Annotated in this window: 22 protein-coding genes and 1 other RNA gene; 6 read left to right on the forward strand and 17 right to left on the reverse strand. The window is 39.6% G+C overall.

The window, feature by feature from the left end:
* The first annotated feature begins 102 nt into the window (after positions 1-102).
* A complete protein-coding gene (locus ABE099_RS10030; RefSeq protein WP_430029850.1) occupies positions 103-687 on the forward strand; it encodes a YhcN/YlaJ family sporulation lipoprotein in 585 nt (194 codons plus the stop codon).
* 275 nt (positions 688-962) lie between these two features.
* On the opposite strand, the gene ABE099_RS10035 is transcribed toward ABE099_RS10030, so the two are convergent.
* From ABE099_RS10035 to ABE099_RS10055, 5 genes are all read right to left on the reverse strand, one after another.
* Positions 963-2,036: an LCP family protein gene (locus tag ABE099_RS10035; RefSeq protein ID WP_430029852.1), complete on the reverse strand. Its 1,074-nt coding sequence runs from the start codon at positions 2,034-2,036 to the stop codon at positions 963-965.
* Positions 2,037-2,168: 132 nt separating this feature from the next.
* A complete protein-coding gene (gene typA / locus ABE099_RS10040; protein WP_430029855.1) occupies positions 2,169-4,010 on the reverse strand; it encodes a translational GTPase TypA in 1,842 nt (613 codons plus the stop codon).
* Positions 4,011-4,155: 145 nt separating this feature from the next.
* Complete coding sequence (locus ABE099_RS10045) at positions 4,156-4,650, reverse strand: hypothetical protein (protein ID WP_430029857.1); 495 nt, start codon at positions 4,648-4,650, stop codon at positions 4,156-4,158.
* Positions 4,651-4,820: 170 nt separating this feature from the next.
* Complete coding sequence (gene hemH / locus ABE099_RS10050) at positions 4,821-5,834, reverse strand: ferrochelatase (RefSeq protein ID WP_430029859.1); 1,014 nt, start codon at positions 5,832-5,834, stop codon at positions 4,821-4,823.
* A gap of 118 nt (positions 5,835-5,952) precedes the next feature.
* Positions 5,953-6,603: a TerC family protein gene (locus ABE099_RS10055; RefSeq protein ID WP_430029861.1), complete on the reverse strand. Its 651-nt coding sequence runs from the start codon at positions 6,601-6,603 to the stop codon at positions 5,953-5,955.
* A gap of 113 nt (positions 6,604-6,716) precedes the next feature.
* On the opposite strand from ABE099_RS10055, the gene ABE099_RS10060 reads away from it, so the two are divergent.
* Positions 6,717-7,415, forward strand: a complete 699-nt coding sequence (locus ABE099_RS10060) for a TerC family protein (protein WP_430029864.1) — start codon at positions 6,717-6,719, stop codon at positions 7,413-7,415.
* A gap of 982 nt (positions 7,416-8,397) precedes the next feature.
* Here ABE099_RS10060 and thiI read toward each other — a convergent pair.
* From thiI to ABE099_RS10085, 5 genes are all read right to left on the reverse strand, one after another.
* Positions 8,398-9,633 carry a tRNA uracil 4-sulfurtransferase ThiI gene (gene thiI / locus ABE099_RS10065; protein ID WP_430029866.1) on the reverse strand — a complete coding sequence of 412 codons (1,236 nt, stop codon included), beginning with the start codon at positions 9,631-9,633 and terminating at the stop codon, positions 8,398-8,400.
* Between the two features lie 19 nt (positions 9,634-9,652).
* Positions 9,653-10,798 carry a cysteine desulfurase family protein gene (locus ABE099_RS10070; RefSeq protein ID WP_430029868.1) on the reverse strand — a complete coding sequence of 382 codons (1,146 nt, stop codon included), beginning with the start codon at positions 10,796-10,798 and terminating at the stop codon, positions 9,653-9,655.
* Positions 10,799-10,975: 177 nt separating this feature from the next.
* Positions 10,976-11,794: a lytic transglycosylase domain-containing protein gene (locus ABE099_RS10075; RefSeq protein WP_430029870.1), complete on the reverse strand. Its 819-nt coding sequence runs from the start codon at positions 11,792-11,794 to the stop codon at positions 10,976-10,978.
* 159 nt (positions 11,795-11,953) lie between these two features.
* A complete protein-coding gene (locus tag ABE099_RS10080) occupies positions 11,954-12,358 on the reverse strand; it encodes a hypothetical protein (protein ID WP_430029872.1) in 405 nt (134 codons plus the stop codon).
* A 76-nt stretch (positions 12,359-12,434) separates the two neighbouring features.
* The gene (locus tag ABE099_RS10085) at positions 12,435-12,953 is read right to left on the reverse strand and encodes a DUF3907 family protein (protein WP_430029874.1); all 519 of its coding nucleotides are present in this window, start codon (positions 12,951-12,953) and stop codon (positions 12,435-12,437) included.
* Between the two features lie 151 nt (positions 12,954-13,104).
* Here ABE099_RS10085 and ABE099_RS10090 point away from each other — a divergent pair, with 151 nt between their 5' ends.
* Both ABE099_RS10090 and ABE099_RS10095 read left to right on the forward strand, forming a co-directional pair.
* Entirely contained in the window at positions 13,105-14,994 is a 1,890-nt protein-coding gene (locus ABE099_RS10090; protein WP_430029877.1) for a S8 family peptidase, read from the forward strand.
* Between the two features lie 85 nt (positions 14,995-15,079).
* The gene (locus tag ABE099_RS10095; protein WP_430029879.1) at positions 15,080-15,469 is read left to right on the forward strand and encodes a hypothetical protein; all 390 of its coding nucleotides are present in this window, start codon (positions 15,080-15,082) and stop codon (positions 15,467-15,469) included.
* Positions 15,470-15,597: 128 nt separating this feature from the next.
* Here ABE099_RS10095 and rnpB read toward each other — a convergent pair.
* Positions 15,598-16,005, reverse strand: an RNA gene (gene rnpB / locus ABE099_RS10100) — RNase P RNA component class A.
* 105 nt (positions 16,006-16,110) lie between these two features.
* On the opposite strand from rnpB, the gene ABE099_RS10105 reads away from it, so the two are divergent.
* Together ABE099_RS10105 and ABE099_RS10110 are read left to right on the forward strand one after the other, a co-directional pair.
* Positions 16,111-16,254 carry a hypothetical protein gene (locus ABE099_RS10105; protein ID WP_430029882.1) on the forward strand — a complete coding sequence of 48 codons (144 nt, stop codon included), beginning with the start codon at positions 16,111-16,113 and terminating at the stop codon, positions 16,252-16,254.
* A gap of 125 nt (positions 16,255-16,379) precedes the next feature.
* Positions 16,380-16,730: a VOC family protein gene (locus tag ABE099_RS10110; RefSeq protein WP_430029884.1), complete on the forward strand. Its 351-nt coding sequence runs from the start codon at positions 16,380-16,382 to the stop codon at positions 16,728-16,730.
* A gap of 149 nt (positions 16,731-16,879) precedes the next feature.
* On the opposite strand, the gene ABE099_RS10115 is transcribed toward ABE099_RS10110, so the two are convergent.
* The 6 genes from ABE099_RS10115 to ABE099_RS10140 all read right to left on the reverse strand — a co-directional run bounded on the left by ABE099_RS10115 (position 16,880) and on the right by ABE099_RS10140 (position 23,574).
* A complete protein-coding gene (locus tag ABE099_RS10115) occupies positions 16,880-17,959 on the reverse strand; it encodes an undecaprenyldiphospho-muramoylpentapeptide beta-N-acetylglucosaminyltransferase (RefSeq protein ID WP_430030568.1) in 1,080 nt (359 codons plus the stop codon).
* A gap of 96 nt (positions 17,960-18,055) precedes the next feature.
* Positions 18,056-19,171 (reverse strand): Nif3-like dinuclear metal center hexameric protein, encoded by a 1,116-nt coding sequence (locus tag ABE099_RS10120; protein WP_430029886.1) that lies wholly within the window; start codon positions 19,169-19,171, stop codon positions 18,056-18,058.
* Entirely contained in the window at positions 19,147-19,902 is a 756-nt protein-coding gene (locus ABE099_RS10125) for a tRNA (adenine(22)-N(1))-methyltransferase (protein ID WP_430029888.1), read from the reverse strand. Before ABE099_RS10125 ends, ABE099_RS10120 begins: the two co-directional genes overlap by 25 nt.
* Before the next feature lie 165 nt (positions 19,903-20,067).
* Positions 20,068-21,198: an RNA polymerase sigma factor RpoD gene (rpoD, locus tag ABE099_RS10130; RefSeq protein WP_430029890.1), complete on the reverse strand. Its 1,131-nt coding sequence runs from the start codon at positions 21,196-21,198 to the stop codon at positions 20,068-20,070.
* 45 nt (positions 21,199-21,243) lie between these two features.
* Entirely contained in the window at positions 21,244-23,064 is a 1,821-nt protein-coding gene (dnaG, locus tag ABE099_RS10135) for a DNA primase (RefSeq protein WP_430029892.1), read from the reverse strand.
* Between the two features lie 42 nt (positions 23,065-23,106).
* Complete coding sequence (locus ABE099_RS10140) at positions 23,107-23,574, reverse strand: YaiI/YqxD family protein (protein WP_430030570.1); 468 nt, start codon at positions 23,572-23,574, stop codon at positions 23,107-23,109.
* Positions 23,575-23,722 lie beyond the last annotated feature (148 nt).

Consider the following 23,722-nt stretch of genomic DNA (forward strand, 5'->3'; position numbering starts at 1 on the left):
TTTTCACCACTCGGGAAATCTAAGGCATATCAGTCATTTGCCTAATTAAAGTAGATTTCCATTAATGAAATACCGACTAAATAAAGAAAGGCAGGAAATGTTATGCGATTCGGATTATGTGTGTTGATTGTAGCTTCTTTACTTGCTGGCTGTAATCAGGTCACTAAGCAGGCATCACCCTCTCCACGAAATGAGAACCAAAATGCACCAAGAGTGCAAAATGTACAGGAACAACAAAATGTTACAAATGATGATAACCAAGCAAAAAATGATCAAATGAGCAAGCAGCGTCACCTAGAGGAGCTCGCAAAACGAACACCAGGTGTTAACAACGCACATTGTATTATTATGGGGAATACAGCCCTTGTCGGAATTGATGTCGACGCTAAGCTAGAAAGAGCACGTGTTGGTACGATCAAATACACCGTTGCTGAAGCCATTCGTAAAGACCCCGATGGTGCAGGGACGATTGTAACCGCCGATGTTGATTTAGCACAACGGATTGCCGAAATTGGTACAAAAATAAGAGCAGGTCATCCAATCTCAGGTTTTACGACTGAGCTTGCAGATATTATTGGTCGTATTGTTCCTCAATTACCAGAGGATACAAAACATGAAGAAGCAAACCATAACGAAAGAAATCAAACGGAAAACCAACAAAATTCAAATTCAAGATCGCAACGATAAACAACAATCAACAAAACAAAGCAAATTTATATAATTTTAGAACAAAAAAGCCCAGCGAAATTCGCTAGGCTTTTTTTATGAAAACAAATATTTGTTTATGAAGCTGTTTTGCTAACTGTCCCTCAAACATGTGTAATAGATAATAAGCTGCGGACTGAAAAGAATTATAAAATGCATAAGATGATTGCGTAACGCATCCTGTCATTTACAGCCCTCCTAAACATGCTCTTATCTAATTATATTATATCATGAGGTAAAACTTGCTTTCAATTATGTCATTTCTGATTAGTCTTATTAGACTTTGTGTTTTCTGGAGGTTTCACTCCAGCCAACTCATCCTTTAAAGCTTGCTTTGCCGCCCCAAGCTGCTTTTTATTAATATAAACATAAGGACTTCGCCATTCACCAGTAACAGGCACAAAATGAATATCTTCTTTGGAAATATCCCAATAAGCTGAGATCATATTTTTCATCTGTTGATTTTCAAAATCGGTACTTAAGTTTTTACCCACCGCTTTGATCACATCTGCAGCACCTAAAACACCATTTAATGATTTAGCTTGATCAACAAGCGCATTGAGCACTTCATTTTGCCTACGATTTCTTGAAAAGTCATCAGAGCCCGCTGTTTTTGGCTTACAATTCGACTTACGGTATCTTACATAATCCAGCGCCTCTTTACCATCTAGATGCTGTGCGCCCTTCTTCAGGTTAATGTTTGTGCCATCTGCGTTATCGCGATAACACATATTCGCATCAACATTTACATCTACACCCTTAAGTGCATCAACGATATCCTTAAAGGCTTGAAAGTTGAGCACAACGGTATAATCAATTGGCACATCTAAATATTTGCTCATCATTGTTTTCATTTCCTGCTTTGCAGGTATCCCGCCTTTTTTCTCCTTAGATAAAAAGGTTGGATAATAGGCATTCAGCTTGTTAGAACGATATCCTTCAAGCTGAACCTTAGTATCCCTTGGCAATGAAACAATCGTAGCCGAGTTGGTCTTTGGATTCATGGAAATCACCATAACGACATCACTTAAATGAGTTTTTGTCTCAGTACGATAATCTGTACCTAGCAGCAAAAACGTTATTGGCTTAACTGTAGCTGCATTTTCAGGCGCAACTACACCATCACTTCCAGCTTCATCCAAAGCTTTATCCAGTGTTGCATACAAAAATCCGATATAACAGCCACCTGCAATGATAGCTACAAAAAGAAGGGCAATAAACACCTGCATAAAACGTTTAAAGCCACTTGTTTTTTTTCTTTTCTTATTTGAACCCTTTGAGCCTTGTTTCTGGACTTGTCTTGGCGGCAAGCCTGATCGTTGATTACTCATGAATTCAAAACACCTTTTTTCCTTCTATTTTGGTAATCGAAATAACTTGATTACGTTACTATTACGCATAGATTGGACAAAAAGTTACATTATTCAGCAATAAATTTATCACCTAAGAGAAGAGAAATAGAACTAAATACCAGCTTCGGCATTTTTGCGGTTTTTCTCTGCACGTTCACGCTCACTCTTATTCAAAATCTTTTTACGTAAGCGAATTGATTTTGGTGTAATTTCACAAAATTCATCATCATTCAAATATTCAAGTGCTTGCTCCATGGAAAGGATACGTGGTGTTTTCATCTTCACTGTATCTTCTTTCGTTGCAGAACGCACGTTAGTTACTTGTTTTTCTTTACAAATGTTAACGACAATATCGTTGTCACGATTATGTTCACCAACAATCATACCTTCATAAATGTCTTGCCCTGGCTCAAGGAATAAAATTCCACGATCTTCGATACCCAAAATACCATACAAAGTAGATACTCCATTTTCACTTGAAACAAGTACCCCTTCATGACGTCCACCCACTTGGCCACCAACAAATGGACCATAGCTATCAAAGGCATGGTTCATTACGCCGTATCCACGTGTTAATGTCAAGAAATGAGTTGTGTAACCAATTAAACCTCTAGCAGGAATTAAAAACTCAAGACGAACTTGTCCTGTACCTGTATTCACCATATTTACCATCTCAGCCTTACGTGAACCAAGGCTTTCCATAACTGCGCCCATGCTTTCCTCAGGAATATCAATAAGAAGACGTTCAATTGGCTCCATTCTTACACCATCTACCATCTTAACGATAACCTGTGGCTTAGAAACTTGAAGCTCATAGCCTTCACGACGCATGTTTTCAATCAGAATACCTAAATGAAGCTCGCCACGACCAGAAACGATAAATGCATCAGGGCTGTCTGTTTCGTCTACACGCAAAGAAACGTCCGTTTCAAGCTCTTTAAACAAACGCTCACGCAATTTACGTGATGTTACCCATTTACCTTCACGACCAGCAAAAGGACTGTTGTTCACAAGGAAAGTCATTTGAAGTGTAGGCTCATCAATTTTAAGTACAGGAAGGGCCTCAGGATTTGCTGGATCAGCGATAGTTTCACCGATGTTAATATCTTTAATCCCTGCAATCGCAACGATATCGCCAGCGCCTGCTTCTTCAATCTCTACTCGACGCAAGCCTTGGAAACCAAACAATTTTTCAATACGTGCAGTTTTCTTGCCGCCATCACGCGTCATCACTGCAACAGATTGTCCTTGCTTAATAATGCCGCGGTTTACACGACCAATCGCAATACGACCAAGATATTCATTATAATCCATAAGGGTAACGAGGAATTGAAGTGGCTCATCTATTTTTTCAGTAGGAGATGGGATATGCTCAACAATTGTTTCATACAATGCAAGCATGTTGTCATCTTGTTTTTCAGCATCAAGGCTTGATGTACCGTTAAGTGCAGAAGCATATACAACTGGGAACTCAAGCTGCTCATCATTGGCTTCTAGTTCGATAAATAAATCTAGAACCTCATCTATTACTTCAGCAGGACGTGCTGCTGGGCGGTCAATCTTGTTCACAACAACGATAGGGGTTAATTGCTGTTCCAACGCTTTACGAAGTACAAACTTCGTCTGAGGCATACAACCTTCATAAGCATCAACAACAAGCAGAACACCATCAACCATTTTCATGATCCGTTCAACTTCGCCACCAAAGTCAGCATGCCCTGGAGTATCCACGATATTAATTAAATAATCTTTGTACGTAATTGCAGTGTTTTTGGCAAGGATCGTAATACCTCTTTCTCTTTCGATATCGTTAGAATCCATCGCCCGTTCTTGTACCGCCTCGTGTTCACGAAACGTACCTGATTGCTGTAACAACTTGTCTACTAGTGTAGTTTTGCCGTGGTCAACGTGTGCAATAATTGCTATATTGCGAATTTGATTTCTTTCATGCATGGTGTTTTCTCCATATCCTTTCATTGCTGTGTCTTTTCTTTGTAAACCTGCCATCCAAAAGAAGCGTCGACGAATTCATGCCGACGCTTGACATATCCCTTATATTATACGCAAAATTTATAATAATTCAATAACCTACCAACTATCACCATGAACGTCTTCTCTTTCCTCGTCCAAAAATCATCACAATTCCAGCGATAACAAGACATGCTGCAATTAAATACATAACCGATAATGAGAAAATTGACCAAAAGAGCGTCACAAGCGATAACAGCCCTAACAGGATTGCGCCACTAAAAATGAGCGAATTTCTTCTTGAAGATGCCCCATCAAACTCAAATAAACCAACAGCAACACCAAGTATAAACAACGGCCAAGTATAAGTGAGCGTATCCCATCCCCAGAAATTAGCTATAAAAAAGATAATACTATATACAGTCAAAATTCCACCTGGTAACAAAAACTCTGCAGGTGCCTTGCCCCAGAAATACAATAAATGGAGGACAATACCTGGGATGAGTATAACTAATGGCCACAATGCTCTTCCAAGAAAGCTAAAAACGCCAAGTTTACCAAGAAAAATAATGACCCCAGCAGCCAATATTAATATCCCTGTAGTCAGCTTGTTGTTGTCAGACATTTCACCACACACCTTCCAGATAACATTTGACAGTATAGGACAAGTCTATTCTGGTTACGACAAATCCTTCCTATCTCCAGTTTATCTGAATTTCGTTAAAAATACTACTTTTACTCATTCCACGCTCAATCATTGTCTTATTGAATGCCTTATTAAATACTACTTCCATGCTATTCATTGTTTATAGCCTCTTGTCTTACCAAACTAGCCAGTAAGGTGATCCATGGATCCGAATCATTTAAACAAGGGATAACAGTATAAGTATTAACTGAACCTCCCGCATTTATGAATACCTCACGTCCTTCTATACCTAGCTCATGAATCGTTTCAAGACAATCCGCAGCAAAACCAGGAGCAAAAATCACAGGAGCCTTAATTCCTTTTGCGGGTAAATCATTAATAATATCAAAGGTAGCTGGGGTAATCCATGGTTCTGGTCCAAATTTAGATTGAAAACTCATTATCCAGTCCTGTTGACCCAATCCTAATTCACTGGCTAGCAGCTTAGCAGTCACCTCGCATTGCTCATAATAAGGATCACCTGTCTTTATATATCGCTGTGGTACACCATGAAATGTAAAAATATATTGATCAGGCACATAACTTAATCCTGAAACATGTTCACGTAGATGTTCTGCTAAAGCATGAATATATAAAGGATGGTCATAATAGGCACCTATAAACCGAAGCGTCGGAATAAATCTAGGTAACGTTCTAACCTTACTCCCACGTCCTCCTCTGGCTTCAAAATAAACCGTATCATAGATTGAGGCTGTTGTTGATGAAGAATATTGAGGAAATAATGGCAACACAGTAATATCTTGTATTCCTTCTTCTCTAAATAGGGATAAAGCTTGTTTAATGCTTGGCTCACTATAGGCTAGCCCTAGCTCCACTCTATAATGATCTCCGAGCATTTTCTGCAAAGCTTGCTGTTGGTTAACCATATGTATACGAAGTGGAGAACCTGCCTCCGTCCAAATTTCCTTGTAAAGCGCCGCGGAGCGCTTTGGACGAAAGGTTAAAATAATACTATAAAGTAATGGCTTCCAAAACCAAGGATGGTAATCAACCACTCTTTGATCAGATAAAAAATGACGTAAATATCGCCGTACAGCAGTAGTTGTTGGTGCATCTGGCGTTCCAATTTGTGTCAACAATACACCAATGCGTTTAGCCCTCATGTTCTCCCTCCTAACACAATAATACCCTTCAGGGTATCCCAAAGGGTATTTGTAACACAATATCATTATCACATGGTAAATGATTTATATCAACGCTTGTAACTCACGTTAATTTGTATTAATGTTGACGTTGGTTGAGCCAACCACACGCGATGACAACTAGCGCAATCAGCCAAGGTAACATAGCTGCGAAGGAAGGGATTATTGTATACAAATATTGACCAAAGCGTTCATCATGTAGCAGCATTTTGCCTGCTGTAATACCTAGAATGCCTGCACCTGCATAGCTTAGTATAGGAAACTTAGCCAACCATTCCGAAATGACAGTACTACCCCAGACAACGATGGGTATACTTATCGCAATTCCAATCATCAAAACTGCAATATCTCCATCTGCAATCGCGGCGATGGCTAACACATTATCTAAACTCATGACAAAGTCTGCCGCTAAAATAACCCAGACGGAACGCCACATGGTATTACTATCTTGTACCCGTGAATGGTCTTGATGTGGCAACAATAGCTTAAAGGCAATAATCGCAAGCATAATACCGCCTGCTGCTTGAATAAATGGGATCTTTAATAAAATTACTGCTAAAAAGCATAACAAACAACGTAAAATAACAGCACCCAGCGAGCCTAACCATACGACATACTTTTGTTGCTTTTTGGGTAGGTGATTGCTTGCCATTGCGATAACAACAGCATTATCGCCACTTAACACTAGATTGATAATTAATATTTCAATTAACAGCATGATATGTTCCATAGCTTATCCCTCCCTTACAGATGTATGTGGAAATGGGGCAAGCTATGACTTATAACTTTTTTGCATCCTTTTTAAAGTTAAAACGTATACGATCATATGAGGAAGTGACCCTAATGGAAGTATTTAGCACAACATTTTTTTTAGCCCTGATTAATATTATTTTTATTGACTTAATATTAGCAGGAGACAACGCCATCGTAATCGGAATGGCCGCGAGAAAGCTGCCACAGCATTTACAGAAAAAGGCTATTCTTTTTGGGACAAGCGGGGCAATTCTTTTACGTATACTTGCAACACTTGTTGTCGTTCAATTACTTAGCATTCCTTATTTGCATGCTATAGGTGGCGTACTACTTATCTTTATTTCTTACAAGGTACTAACAGATGATGGTAACCATGATACGATTACTGCCAAAGATACATTATGGCCTGCTGTCGGAACCATTGTAATTGCAGATGCAGCCATGGGACTTGATAACGTCATCGCCGTTGCAGGCGCATCTCAGCAGCATATGGGTCTCGTTGTAATCGGACTACTTATCAGCATCCCCATCGTAATGTGGGGCAGCACACTATTTATTAAAATCATGGACAAGTTCCCTTGGATTGCATATGTGGGCGCAGCCATATTAGCCTATACCGCTGGTAAAATGGTTACAGACGAGCTCGCATTTGAAGCAGTGTTTGCAGACCAGCTTTGGCTTAAATATGGTTTTATTGCAATCGTAGTTGTTGGAGTACTGTTGCTTGGGCATCACACACAACAAAAAAAAGCACAACAAATAAGCCAACCCGTTGCAGGAAACAAATAAGTGTATGAACTAAACTCTATCTTTACGCTCAACGTGTTTCCACAAAAAGCTCACATATTTATACCTAAAAGCACCTAAAAAATAACCTTCATGCCTACGTCCAGTATCGACGTAGCTATGAAGGTTATTTTTAGTTCTATATATTGGTTTCAAGCCCTCACCTTTCACTATAATACTCCAACATGCCACTCAAACCTTCACCTACGCTCCTTTAGGAGTCGTAGAAATGAAGGTTGCCCTTAGCTCTTTTTAGACCACGGCACTGGTTAGAGTGCCTGTAAAAATCCCCTTCAGCCCTCTTCGTTTCTAGGTGGGACTTAAATAATGCCTCCTAATACCAAACTCAACCCAAACAACCTTCGCCTACGCTCCTTTAGGAGTCGTAGAAATGAAGGTTTCCTTTAGTTTTTTAGTCAGTCACTGTTTGACAACAAACTAGCATTAGCGAGGGACAGAGGGATTCTGGAGAAGCGTAGCGTTCGTATTTAAAACCAGATTTCTACAATTTAGCTTGATCAAAAAATAAGAAATCTGGGTTTAACAACGATCGAAAGAACCCTCGATCCCTCGCCCGCCCCTCCTACATAAAAAACCTTCAGCCTACGCTCCATCAGGAGTCGTAGAACTGAAGGCAACTTTAGCCCTTCTTCACCCACAGGCGCAGATCGGAGCGCATGTACCCTCCCTTATATCTACGCCTCCCTAAGGGCTGTAGATATGAAGTTCATCTTTAGGTTCACATAATCAGTCAGTGTTTGACAACAAACTAGCATTAGCGAAGGGACAGAGGGATTCTGGAGAAGCGTAGCGTTCGTATTTAAAACCGGATTTCTACAAATTAGCTTGATCAAAAAATAAGAAATCTGGGTTTAACAACGATCGAAAGAACCCTCTGTTCCGTAGCTTCCACCAACATACGTTGTCAAACACTGACTCTCCCCCAGAGGAGACCTAAAGATTCGCCATCTCCAGCCCCTCACCACTAAAACCATCTGTCCTCTATCACATTCATACCCTCATCAGCTCTTTTAATTTTCTGATTCGGTTCAATAATAATCGTTTCTGTCTGCTGTACCGCTTGTGTGATAAGTCCGTCTAATTTAGTTAATGAGGCTTCGGTTCTCTCAACTATTTTTAAATTAGGATTGGTTGTAGGTGATTTTGGAACAAATAACGTGCAGCAATCCTCATAAGGGAGGATCGATAAATCATAAGTGCCTATCGCTTTTGCTTGCGCAATAATATCATTTTTATCAGTCATCACAAGCGGACGTAGCAAAGGAAGTGTCGTTGCTTTACCGATCACATTCATACTTGGCAACGTCTGACTAGCAACCTGTCCTAAGCTATCTCCTGTAACTATAGCTAATGCGGATGACTGCTCTGCGATTTGCGTTGCAATCCTCAACATGGCTCTTCGCATAAAAGTAATGATTAACTTCTCTTGATTCGTACTCGCTAAAAGCGTCTGAATTTCTGTAAATGGAACGAGATGCAGCTTTATTTGCCCAGAATATCTTGATAAAACTTTAGCTAAGTCAATTACCTTCTCTTCTGCTCTTTTACTTGTAAAAGGGTAGCTATGGAAATGAACACATTCAATTTCAAGTCCTCTTCTCATGGCAGACCAGCCTGCAACAGGGCTGTCTATTCCACCAGACAATAATAATAAGGCTTTGCCGTTTGTCCCTAGCGGATACCCACCAGCACCCTCTATAATTTCATAATATAAATACGTTTCATTTTGTCTAATCTCGACTTTTAACTCCAGCTCAGGTTGATGTACATCTACCTTTAGTCCAGTGCAAGCTTGTAAAACAGGCTTACTTACTAATTTATTCATCTCTAGTGAAGAATGCGGGAATTGCTTCCACACCCGCTGGGCATTTACTTTGAAGGTTACGCCTTCTTTTAAGCTAGCACCCTGCATTAAATCTACTGCACCCGCGATAATGGGTTCAAGCTGAGATTGTACCTTCATCACTAGGCAAAGGGACGAAATACCAAACACATGCTTCACTGCCTGTAAAACTTCTTGTGCAGGCTCTCCATTTAAATCAATAATAAAACGTCCATACTCCTTACGTATCGCCGCTTTAGGGTGCACGAGCAGCAGAGATCTGATGTGAGCCATTGCGACTTTTTCAAAACGGTTACGGTTTTTCCCCTTGGTCGTAATTTCTCCAAAACGCAGTAAAATCGTATCATAACTAGGCATTATACATCACACCTCCTTTTCACTTTTGTTTAAATGGAATCAAAAATTGAATACTTTTAGAAATGGCCTCTATTAAATCATGAACTTGTTCTGTAGTATGTGCCTCATTTAGACTAATGCGAATGCCTGATATAGCCTGTGCTTTGGATTTTCCCATCTGTAACAAAACACGACTTGGCTCTATTTGTTTGGAAGAGCAAGCAGATTGACTAGATACGTAAAACCCTTGCTCCTCAAGCTTATGAAGTAAAGTTTCCGCCTTTATCCCCTCACAGCTAAAATGAACAATATGAGGTGCTCCGTCCGCACTACTATTAAGCTGAACCTCAGGCATAGCTGTTAATGCAGCTTCTAATTGTCCCTTTAATTTTTCCAAAATCTTCACTCTTTGTGCTTGTCCTTGCGCAGTAAGTCGCATCGCTTGTGCCATTCCAATAATAAGCGGTACATTTTCTGTCCCAGAGCGAACATCCCCCTCTTGGCCTCCACCAGATAAAAGAGGAGCTAGCTGAACACCCTGGCGTACATATAATAAGCCAATTCCTTTAGGCCCCCGCCATTTATGCGCAGATAAGCTATATAAATCAATCTCACTACTGGGGAGGAGAAGCGGTACTTTCCCAAAACCTTGAACACCATCCACATGAAAAAAAGGTTTACGGCGTTTATGTTTAAGCATAGCTCCAATTTCTTCAATCGGTTGAATGCTACCAACCTCATGATTCACGTGCATTATGGATACCAGCACAGTATCATCCCGAAGTGCATCCTCAACCTGTCTAGCAGAAATGCGACCAGTCTGATCTGGCGTTAAATAAGTCACTTCCCATCCCCAAGACTCAAGCTGCTTCATACACTCATATACAGAAGGATGTTCAACCATCGTAGTAATTAAGTGGCGACCACGTTGCTGATATTGAAAGGCTAAGCCTTTAATTGCAAGATTATTGCTCTCAGTCGCACCAGAGGTAAAGACAAGCTCAGAGGGCTTAACATGCAAAATTGAACTGCAAGCCTCACGCGCCCTTTTAACTAGCATTTCACTTTGCTCACCAAGTCGATGTAGCGAAGACGGATTGCCATAATGCTGTGCCATTACTTCAGCAATCGTTACAATAACTTCCTCATATGGAGGTGTTGTAGCTGCATAATCAAAATAATTCATTACTCTCACCTCAACATTTCAGGTTAACGTTTCAATACTTAACACTTCACACTAAACTATAATTTGTTCATAGGCAAAAGAAAAAACGCGAATATCCGCATTCCCCGGAATAGTTCCCGTTTAACTTATCCTGCTATATTATTTCATATCTCATTATAAAAAGATATGTTTAGGTTACTACACTGTATATTTCTGTCTTGCTGTTTGTACTTTTGTAATGTAACGTTGAGTTTCCTTAGGCAACAAATGTAGCTTCTCTGCTAATTCCTGATCGTTGCTAATCCCTAGACGACGTAACCTACCTGGTCCTGCATTGTACGCAGCTAAGGCTGTGTTTTCATGACCATTGTAACGCTTCAATTGATAAGATAAATACTTGGTTCCACCATTTATATTTTGCTCAGGATCAAATGAATTTGAAACCCCTAATCCACGTGCAGTTCCATCCATTAGCTGCATAAGTCCCTTCGCACCCGCAGACGAGACAGTTGAAGAATTAAAATGGGATTCAGTTTCAATAACAGCCTTGATTAAATCCTCAGACACTCCAAACTTCTGACTTGCAGAAGAAACCAATTGATCAATCGTGGCGCCTGCACCTGAAGGCTTGGAACCTTTCCCTACATATCCAACACCACTTGGAACACTTGGTAGGGAGGATGTAGAAGCCGCCGCAGAATTAATCATTGTCGTTAGTTGCTGTAATGAACCTATTTGTGTCTCATCTAGCCCATTTAAATTTTGAGCAGCTTGTAAATTTACTAGCATTTCCTCTGACAATAGGTCTGATATATTTAGTCCCTGTTTGGACGTATCTTGCGCTCTACTGAATCCAGCATTAGCAGATTCTGATTTTTTAAGTTCCTGCAACAAAATATCAAATAAAGAGTCTCCACCACTTTGCGACTGTGATGCAAATGGCGTACCTTGAAGATCAATATTGTTAGCAAATTGAGATTTTATGACTTGTCCCATTGTTCTTGGATCGATTTGCATAAATGTCTGCTCCTCTTCTTCATCCTTCAGTAAATAAGCAACATGCCTATATTTTACACGTTAAATGAAGGTTAGACCAGTCCCAAAAAATAAAGGCAATCCACTTAATTACGAAAGGTCATTAAATGGATTGCCTATTCCGTTACGAGCCATACTTTTTTATCTACCCATGGGAAGAAGAAAATAGCTTAATACAGATAATGCTCCAAGTCCTATTGCCCAACCACCTGATGTTTTTCTACCTTGGTTAAATGCGACAAGTCCAAGCACAGCAGCGACAGGACCTAATACTAGTGACCACATAAACAAAGATGCAATTCCTATTCCTACCCCGACATATCCCGTCGTTTTACCTGCATCCATGCTGTCAGTTTCTACACTGTCACGATCATTTTCACTATAAACTTGACGTTGATCCTCTACACGTTGCGTAGGATAAATTTCAGCGGCATACTCTTCTTGATTTGTTTTGCGAGGAAAATCAATACGGTTATTGCTTTCACCACTGCTTTTTCCTGCAAGATGCTCCTGTTGCTTACCGTTATTTTTTTCAAAATCATCCATACTGTTAGAGCCTCCCTGAATTTTTTATAGCTCAGGGATATTTTGCCCACTTTTCTTAACAATATGCTCTAATAAGCTATAATTGTCCTTGTTCTTCCTCTCTAATTCTTTCCAATCTAACCTTGCTCAAATATTCACTTTCATAATACTCCAAATCATCGCGAAGCGTCTCAAAAATATTCGTAATTTCAACCACAATATCGTGTGCTGCTCTATTTGGACGTTTGCGAAATTTTATGGCATCTCGACCCGTGTATGCATATCTGCCATCTTCTGAGTAGCTCTCATTTTTAGGATAAAAGAAGTGATTAACACAGTCATGATACACCCGGTACAACACTTTTTCACCATGACTTTTCTCAAATGTTCCACGCCTTAAAACAATCCCTAGCTGTTCATAGCTATCCTCACAATAAACGGACAAATGACGGAGATCGGATAAAAATGCTTGATAAAACATTAAGGTTCGTTCCTCATCATCCTCTACAAGCTGTACCAGATTATAGTTGTTTAGAAATTGCTCTAAATAACTTGCTGCTGTTTTTAATTGTTCTCTTGTGCTCTGACATAACTGTTGAACGTTAGTTTGAGACATTGTCGCCCGTCCTCCTTCTAAATACTTCTTAATACGATTTCTATTTAGGTTTAAGATTATCACAAATTGCCCTCGTCAGCATAAAAAAAGTTTTTTCTCCAAAAGCTATTCCTTAAACATTACTTTCAAGCAAGCATAAGGAGGAGAAATAATGAAACGGCGCAAGCTGATTATTGGAGCAACAGCTGGACTAATTGCAACGTGTTTATTTTCATTTGTGGCCATTCGTCATACTGAACCAGATCAGATGAAGGCTACACAGTATTCACCAACGAAAGAACATGTTCTTAAACAAGCAATGTTAAAGCAAGATATGAATACAACGAAGCAGCTGACTATGATTGATGCAAGAGGACACTTATCAGAATGGGCAAAGGATTTGTCATCCCAATCCCCTCTTACACAAAAGCAATACGTCAAAAAAATACAAACAGAACATAAGCATTTTCAATGCATCAAATGGTTGGATTTAACAAAGGATCGGAGCCACAGCCTTTGTCGAGCTACATTCCAGCCTAATAAGAACCTAAAAAAACAAATTGAAAATCATATAAAGTTAGCTACTTCTACCTTACGATCACAGGAAAGCTACGAATCTGAACCATTTCCTAAAGAGGATTCTAAATACATCGTAGCTGGCAAGCGTAGTAAAGATGGAAGAAAAGCACTTATTATCGTCATGGATACAGAAATTTTAGATCATGTAAAAAGTCATCAGAAAAAAAATCTTCGACTGATTCCTTATCCAAAGGAAGGAAAATATAGTGTAGAATCTGTCCATGCAGATACATTACGTGATATTACTGTCAAAACGGGGCATGACAACGAAAAGGCGAGTCATTTTTACGAAAATGAAATTGTAGTTACTTTTGGCAAAGAGCTAACCCAATCGGAGTTGGAAAAGATTCAGACTGCAACAAGCATTAGCTCCTATGATCACAGCATTGCAAACACGTATATTTTTAAATCCAAAAAGCTTAGTATGGAGGAATTATCTCAGTATTTCAAAAAAAATTGGGAGCCTGAATATATTGAACCCCATTATATGTATTTAACAAATGAAAATACAAGCAGTATTGAAATTCCTAACGATGTTTTATTTTCAGACTACCAATATAATTTGCCAATGATTGAAACGAATCGTGGATGGAATGTCAGTAAAGGTGCAGAACAGGTCATTATTGGTGTTGTCGATACAGGCGTTGATCTTAATCATCCCGACCTCAAGGGCAGATTACTGAGTGGCTATAATACGATTGCACCAGACTCCAAACCAAGTGATGATGTGGGACATGGTACACATGTTGCTGGTATTATTTCAGCTAATGTCAACAATCGTGAAGGGATTGCTGGCATGACTTGGAACAATAAAATTTTGCCAGTGAAGGCGTTAGATCAATCAGGTGCTGGAACAAGCTATTCCGTAGCACAAGGAATCATTTGGGCGGCAGATCATGGCGCAAAGGTTATTAATTTAAGCTTAGGTAACTACGCAGATGCAAACTTCCTTCATGAAGCGATTAAATATGCGTATAACAAAGACATTGTCATTGTCGCTGCCACGGGAAATGATAACACGGAACGACCTGGTTACCCTGCTGCTTACCCTGAGGTGTTGTCCGTATCCGCAACAAATTACAATATGGAACGAGCGTCCTTTTCTAATTATGGTGATTATATCGACGTAATGGCACCGGGTGAAAGCATTGCAAGTACGTATCCAAACAACCAATATGCAGCGTTGTCTGGTACCTCTATGGCAAGCCCCCATGTCGCTGCATTAGCAGGTCTAATACGCTCTGTTAATCCTAAGCTTAAAAATACAGAGGTCATGGACATTATTCGAGGCAATGTCATTGACTTAGGGGAGTCAGGCCGTGATAAATATTATGGCTTTGGTCAAATTGATGTATATTCAGCACTTCAGGCTGCTAGCGGCGAAGTGCAAACACAGTCACAATCTCACGCTCAACCACTTAAATTTTGGTCCGAATATTTAGGGGAGTCATTAAAAAAACTTTTGGGATCATTATTAAAATAAAAACCTCATGTTATAATGATTGGGAAATCGTGGATTTATTTGTTTTATAATTATTATAACAAAGGGGTGCATCACCATTTCTATCGTGTATAGAAAAGCTTTTATTGAACGCATTAATAAAATACACAACGGTGCATTTGAGAATATAAAAAACATTGAGTCCTTCCCACCAGAAGCTGGATTACGTGTATTGATCGAAACGCTGGAAACAAGTGCAAAAAGTGGAAATCATGCAAATATAGATTTAGCAAAAGAGTTTATTTTACGAATTCCTGAAGGATGGCTGATTGATCATTTACCACAAGCTGTGGAGCGGTGTCTTTTTAAGGAGCAGGACTGGGAGGAATGGGAATTTCGAAGAATAGCCGAAATGTTAAAGCCTTATTCTGATGCTGCATTTATGTGGTTTGTGCAATATGCCAAGCAATTAAATAATGAAGAAGTGAATGAAGCTATCGAAGATTATGCTGTGTAGATGAAATTTTAAAAAGCCTGTCACGTTGGACGTAGAAGAAAAAGAAACTACGTTCAACTGACAGGCTTTATCTGTTTTAATTGTAAAGCTAATTACGAAAAAGCATTTAAGCATATAAGGTTGCAGCGATTGAAAGTTTGCCGTAAGCCGGGTTCTGTACTGTTTGCGGTATAACGGGAACAACCCTCCCGCTTTATAAGTGACAATCATCTATCTAGGCCATACATTACTATATGGCTCAAGCGACCAACCTGAATGCACCTCAGGCTAAGGCTGTACCTCAAAGGTACTGCATTCCATTAGGTCTTGCTCCAGGTGGGGTTTACCAGGAACGAAGTCACCAGCGTTCCTCGGGGTCTCTTACACCTCGGTTCCATCCTTACCTGTGCTCTCGCAAAGCGAAAGCCATCGGCGGTCCGTTTCTGTGGCACTATCCTTCAACTCGCGTTGACTGGACATTATCCAGCACCCTGCCATGTGGAGCCCGGACTTTCCTCCCGCGGCCTAAAGCCGCCAGCGATTGTCTGTCAAACTTTCAAGCAACACTTGATAGTATACCTATTTTTGCGCTGAATCTCAACAGTTAAATTATCCATTAGACACAAAATCAGTATTAATTAAAATCAGACATACTCATTTAGATGAGATTAGCTCAACATATTTATGAAAACTTGGATTACAGCAAGTCGCAGTCCGTCATTTCTTCAAGTAAAAACCAACTCGGACAATGGCAATCCTTCATTGATTATGAGTTGGAACGCGAGGCTTATCAAGAAAATTATTAAGCTATTCTTAAAGGTAATACAAAAGGTTAAAAGCTTATATCCAACTTTGTGAAATATGACACGATGTTGTCTTCTTTAATATGTTATTGTGATCGTATCCCACAACATTAGGAGGTTTAATAGAGATGAAAAGCTATGACAATTTTTTTCTACCTGTCGATGACATGGAAGGCGCAATGAAATATTACGGTGAAACACTAGGTTTAAAACTAAAGTTTAATTTTGCCGATAAAGGAATGGTTGCCTTTCATGTTGGAGACGAAGAACCAGCTATTATTTTAAAAGACACAAGCAAATTTCCTAATATGAAATCAACGATTTGGTTTGTGGTTGATGATGTCATGGCTCAATACGACAAATTAAGGGCAAATGGTGTAACGTTTTTAAGCGAACCGTTCCATATTGGAACAGGAACCTCCGTAGAATTTGAAGATCAATTCGGCAATCGATTAGGTATTACAGATTATAAGAAATAAAATCAAATTAACATTAAGGTTAACTTGAAGGTCAATACTTTCTTTTGCTAAAAAAATAAAGCGCTAGCTTAGTAAATTTAAATGAGCTGTTTAGGCCCATCCCATTCACTGAACTACGCTTTATTATGATCAATTGTTATATCATTTGTTTACTTTGCACCTGTTATTTTATAAATTTCCTCTAGCAATACAGGGATTGCATTTGTACTTGTAGATAAAGCCATATTTTCTCTAATAAATTCTGAATTATTTTTAAGGAATTCTACGCCTTTTACCAAGGTATCCCCATTTAATTCTTCATCCATCAACGTAAAACCGTACCCTCTTTTTTGAAAAGCTTCTGCATTCATGATTTGATCGCCTCTACTTTGATTCAAGCCAAGCGGAATTATTAACATAGGAATACGTAATGCTAAAAATTCAAAAATTGCGTTAGACCCGCCTCTTGTAATAACAAGATCTGTTGCCGCTAATATATGTGGCAGCTCCTCATGAATATATTCATATTGCTTATAACCAGGGACAAAGGCAAGACTAGGCTCAATGTTATTTTTGCCACACAAATGTACAATCTGAAAATGCATAGCAAGCTTTGGCAAATTGGCACGAACCGTTTCGTTAATTTTTTTGGCTCCTAAGCTTCCGCCCATAATTGTTAAAATAGGACGCCTCTCATCAAATCCTAGAAACTTATAAGCAAAGTCCTTGCTGCCCTGAAGCAGTTCTGCACGTATCGGCGAGCCGGTAGTTGTCACTTTGTCCTTTGGAAAAAACTGCTTAGCTTCCTCAAAGGTTGTGAAAATTTTAGTTGCAAATTTCTGAGCAATTTTGTTCGCTAATCCAGGTGTAATATCACTTTCATGAATGAAAATGGGTATGCCTAGCGATTTTGCTGCGACAATAACGGGGACAGAGACAAAACCACCTTTTGAAAAAACGAGATTAGGTTTAATTCTCTTTAATATTTTCCTTGCCTCCACACAGCCCTTTAACACTCTGAACATATCTTTTATGTTTTCGATATCAATATATCTACGTAATTTGCCTGAACTTATTCCATAATAAGGGATATTCTGCTTAGTGATGAGTTCCTTTTCGATCCCTTGCTTTGAGCCGATATAATGGATGTCCCAAGCGCCTCTTTTATTTAACTCGTTAATAATGGCGATATTAGGCGTCACGTGTCCCGCCGATCCTCCACCTGTAAAAACAATGCGATTCCCCACTATGCTTTCCACCTCAATCTTTCCATCTCACTGTCCTTGTCTATACCTAATATGCGTTTGTATACAGCTTTCCTTAACTTACCTTAGCATATTTTTCTATTATACAAATCGAAATGGCTCTGTATTTATTGTTGAAGCGTAAACTGGGGTTTTATATTTATCCTTTTCCAATTTCTGCGCCAAAAAAGCTGCTACTCTAGGTTTCATAAGCTTCTCTGCGTTGTGTCCAGGGTCAATAAGTGTAATGCCTGCCATATGTGCATCTTGTGCCGTATGATAATCAATATCCCCTGTCACCAATACGTCTGCACCACAGCGTAGTGCCTTTTTCCAATAACCTCCACCAGAACCACCTAACACAGCAGCTTTCTTAATTATGCGGTTCATATCTCCTACAACACGGACAGTAGGCACATCAAACTTGTGTTTAACGCGCTCAACTAACGTTGCAAGATCAACAGGATCAGTAAGCTTGCCGACACGCCCTAAGCCTAACGTACGCCCCTTTAATTCCATTGTATATAGATCATAAGCAACCTCTTCGTAAGGATGCGCCTTGAGCATCGCAGCAATCACTTTGTTTTTAATGCTATGTGGAACAACGGTTTCAATGCGTACCTCTTGAACCTGCTCTAGCTTGCCTGCTTGTCCAATATACGGATTGGCTAACTCATCAGGCTTAAATGTTCCTGATCCCTCTATATTAAAGCTACAGTGGCTGTAATTCCCGATATGACCTGCTCCAGCATCTAAAATAGCCGCACGTACTGAATCTGCTTGCTGCTTAGGCACAAACACAACAAGCTTATACAATTGATCAGTATGCAGATCCTCAATTGAGCCTGTCACGTCAATACCAAGCTCCTCTGCCATCCAATCATTCATACCCCCTTCAGTAATATCGAGATTAGTGTGACTGATATAAACAGCAATGTCGTTTTTAATCAGCTTTTCGTAAACTTTTCCCATTGGCGTATCTACCTGCAATTGTGCCAACGGACGATAAATAATTGCATGATGAGCCACAATAAGATTAACACCTTTAGCGATCGCTTCATCCACAACCTCTTCGTTTACATCAAGTGCAACTAAGATACCAGTGATTTCTTTTTGTAGCGTGCCTAATTGAAGACCAATTTTGTCCCCTTCCATCGCAACATGCTTGGGAGCTAGTCCTTCCATATATTGAATTACGGTTTGACCTTTTGCAAACATTGTAAAATCGCCTCCAGTTCAATTGCTTTTTGCTTAACCTGAGCCGCTTTGGAATCACTTATTTCCTTTTCCGCAGATTTCATAATCGACTCATAAATACGAAGTAGCTTGCTATGCTCTGAGTTCCATTTTTTAAAAAACACTTCATTGGGCTTGTTGATTAACAAAGGACCTAGCTCCAACAACCATTCCTGTGAAATCTCTACCTCCAAGCTTCGTTTCGCATACAAAATATCGTTTTGTCGCTTAGCTTCTTCCTTACGATCCGCCGTAATAATTTCGTAGATTTTGCCATCTTCCTCTAATATAATCTCATCCGTAATTAACCAATTTTGTTCCAGTAGCCAACGACGTACAGCTCCCTCTGCCATATTAGGCTGAAGGATAAGGCGCTTCACACCATCAAGCTTAGTGACACCGTCAGCCAAAATCGAAGCAATTAACGCACCACCCATACCTGATATCGTAATAGTATCAACTTCTCCTGCCTCAATGACAGCTAAGCCATCTCCTTTGCGTACTGCAATTTTATCTTGGACACCATGTGACAAAACACCTCTGCGAGCCGCCTCTAGTGGACCTTCATTAACTTCACCTGCAATAGCAGATAGGGCAATCCCTTGCTTAATGGCATAAATCGGCAGTAATCCATGATCAGACCCGATATCTGCAAATTTACAGCCAGATGGCAAGCGTTCTGCGATTTCCCTCAATCTTGTTGAAATTTTCATTTTTTTAAACCACCTATTATAAGATCTATAACCACTGTATAAATTTGCAAAAAATCTCAAAAAGAGATAATATTAGCTTATACAACGTACTTACATTCCTTGCTTGTAGCCTTCATATTAAAAAAGACCTCACTGCATGAGCAGAAGGTCCATGTGCTTGGATCATTATTCAAGGAAATCCTTCAGACGTTTACTTCTACTTGGATGTCGTAGCTTGCGAAGCGCTTTGGCTTCAATTTGACGAATACGTTCTCTTGTTACACCAAATACTTTACCTACTTCCTCCAAAGTACGGGTACGACCATCGTCAAGTCCGAAACGTAATCGCAATACATTTTCTTCACGTTCAGTAAGAGTATCAAGTACATCCTCAAGTTGCTCTTTGAGTAGCTCATAAGCAGCAGCATCAGCAGGCGCTAACGCATCATGATCTTCAATAAAATCACCCAAATGAGAATCGTCCTCTTCACCGATAGGTGTTTCTAGCGAAACAGGCTCCTGGGCAATTTTCATGATTTCGCGTACCTTTTCCACTGTAAGCTCCATCTCCGCTGCAATTTCCTCTGGCGTTGGTTCTCGTCCTAATTCCTGTAGTAACTGTCTTGAAATTCGAATGAGTTTATTAATGGTTTCTACCATATGAACAGGAATCCGAATCGTTCTCGCTTGATCAGCAATCGCTCTCGTGATGGCTTGGCGTATCCACCATGTGGCGTACGTACTAAACTTATAGCCTTTTTTATAATCAAATTTTTCAACAGCTTTTAATAGCCCCATGTTCCCTTCTTGTATCAAATCAAGAAACAACATGCCACGACCTACGTAACGTTTGGCTATACTTACAACAAGCCGTAAATTAGCTTCACCTAGGCGACGTTTTGCTTCCTCGTCCCCTTCTTCAATACGTTTGGCAAGCTCAATCTCATCATCAGATGATAATAATGGCACACGTCCGATTTCTTTTAGATACATACGAACAGGATCATTAATTTTAATTCCAGGAGGAAGTGCTAAATCGTCCTCAAAATTGAAATCGTCATGCTCCGCCTGATTATCATCATCACGTCTACGGACGGTAAGCTCATCATCACTATCATTTGTAATATCTATGCCAAGATCTCCAAGTTGCTCAAAAAATTCATCCATTTGATCAGGTTCTTGTTCAAAAGGGGATAACTTCTCCATAATAACCTTATACGTTAAGGAGGAATTCTTTTTGCCCTCTTCAATTAGCTTTTCTTTGACCTGATCTAATGTCAATTCGGTTTCTAGTTCAGTATGTTGATTATTCGCCATATCGGACTCCCTCCTCCCTAGAAACATCGTGCTAAAACAAAAAAATTATTGTCTCTCTAGGGTAATAATCTCACTTGCAATTTGTGCAGCACGCAAAACATCACCTGCTCGTTCTGCCATGATCTGCTCTTCTCTTTTACGTTTAATTTGTTCCATTAAAGGAACTTTCCGTATTTGAGCAATATAATCGTCAAGCTCGGCTCTACTTCCTGTTCCAGGGGTTTCCATCATCATAATGGAAATTAAAGTTTTCTCAAGACGTTCATCTTGTAGGGAAGCTATGAACCGACTTGCATCAGGAGACTTGCCTTCCGCATAATAAGCATATAAATAAGCAGCAATTGCGATATGATCCTCAATATTAAACTTATCTCCAAGCTGATTCTGAACATATTCCGCAGCTTCGAGATCCTCTAGCATAAAGTATAATAATTTTCGTTCCGCGGTGTGATACGCCGGTAAAAGAGTGGGCATGGAAGGCTGACCCTTTTTATGCCTAACATTATTCCACATTTTGTCAATATTATCCCCATCCGCATTTCTTTTTTGAAGGGTCTGACGATATTGATTACATTCTTGCTTCAAGCTATCAAAGGAAACCTCAAGCTCTGTTGATAATTCCTTTAAGTAGATTTCTCGCTCTGTTGGCGAGGTTAAGGGAGCAATAATCCCTATTGCTTCTTTAATATATGCCACCTTACCGCCTTCTTCTAGCAGTATATGGTTTTTTTTAAGATATATAAGTCTGAATTTTATCGCAGCTACTGCCCCATCCATAATTTGATGGCGAAATCGGTCAGCACCATACTTTTGAATAAACTCGTCAGGATCTAAGCCTTCATTAATAATTGCAATTTTAACATTAAAACCAACATTTTCTAAAATAGGTATGCTTTTTAATGCCGCGGCTTGTCCTGCTGAATCGCCATCATAACAAACAATAATATGATCAGCCAAACTTCTTAGCATGTTAGCATGGCCTTCTGTTAATGCAGTTCCCATAGTAGCAATTCCATTATGGATCCCCGCTTCCCATGCACTAATCACATCACCATAACCTTCAAATAAAACGGCTTGTCTTGATTTTCTTATTTCTGCTTTTGCTTGATGTAAATTATAGATCGTTCTGCTTTTGACAAACATTCGGCTTTCGGGTGAGTTTAAATACTTAGGTTGCCCTTCCCCTAAAATTCTGCCGGCAAAAGCAATAATTCTACCGCTCCGATTATGGAGAGGAAACATAATTCGATCTCTAAATCGATCGATATAACCAGATTCATCTTGCTTGGCAATCAATAAACCAGCCTTTTCCATGTTCTGCATATCGAAGTTTCTTTTTTCTAAAAACTGAACTAACGTATCCCATCTTGCTGGTGCATAACCAATCTGAAAGAGATCGATACTTTTATCACTAAAACCTCGTGATTTTAGGTATTCCATGGCGGGTTTGCCATGCTCTGTATTTTTCAAAAAATAATGATACAATTTGGAAGTTAATTCATGAGCCTCAAACAACTGTTCAATCTCTTGATTTACAACCATACCCGCTGTGCTTTGCCGACCTTCAAATGGGATATGAGCTTCATCTGCCATAATTCGGATCGCTTCAGGGAATGATAAGCCTTCCATCTCCATTCTAAACTTAATTGCATTACCACCCATTCCACAGCCATAACAATGAAATATTTGCCGATCGGGCGTTACTGTAAATGAGGGTGTCTTCTCGGAATGAAATGGGCATAAGCCCTTCATATATTTACCTTGCTTAGTTAGATGAACGTGCTTGCTCACCGTATCAACGATATCATGCTGACGCAAAACCGCTTCGATGACTTCCTCAGGAATGGAACCCCTACCGGTATTCATAATATCACCTTCATCTTCTCTACACGTACTTTAATAAATTCGCTAAAATTGTACATTCTCCTGCATATCTTGCAAAAGTTTTAACAGCATTTGTTTAAAATTTTCTCGATCCTTGTCAGTAAACGGCTTAGGTCCCTTAAATAAATTACGGCCCGCTCGCCTTGTTTTAGCACTCACGTGTCGTCTTTCTAACAAGTAATCAATATTTCCAGAATCATAAACTTCGCCACGAGGTGACAAGGCTCTACAAGATTTAGCGATCACTAATGCGGCAAGCCCATAATCCTGTGTAATAACAATGTCTCCTGTGGCGATATGATTAGCAATATACAGATCAGCACTTTGCTGACTTCGATCTACCTGTATCACCGTAACCCCTTGGGCAGGCTTAATGTAATGGTCATAAGAAGAGACCATTTTCACCTCCACCTTAAAGGTATTGGCAAGTTCAATGATCTCTGCTTTAACGGGACAGGAGTCTCCATCCACCACAATCGCATTTGCACTCATGATTTTAATCCACTCCTGTCCATTATTATATCGCTTCAAGTCAGAGGGTTGTCTCAACCACCATTAAAGTCTCATTTTTTTAAAAACTTGATTATGGTGAAAATCAGACTTTAAGAAGTGGACGCTTCGCTTTTCAACAATCCCTCTG

It is taken from the genome of Paenibacillus turicensis, assembly GCF_050461185.1.
GTDB lineage: Bacteria > Bacillota > Bacilli > Paenibacillales > Paenibacillaceae > Fontibacillus > Fontibacillus turicensis_A.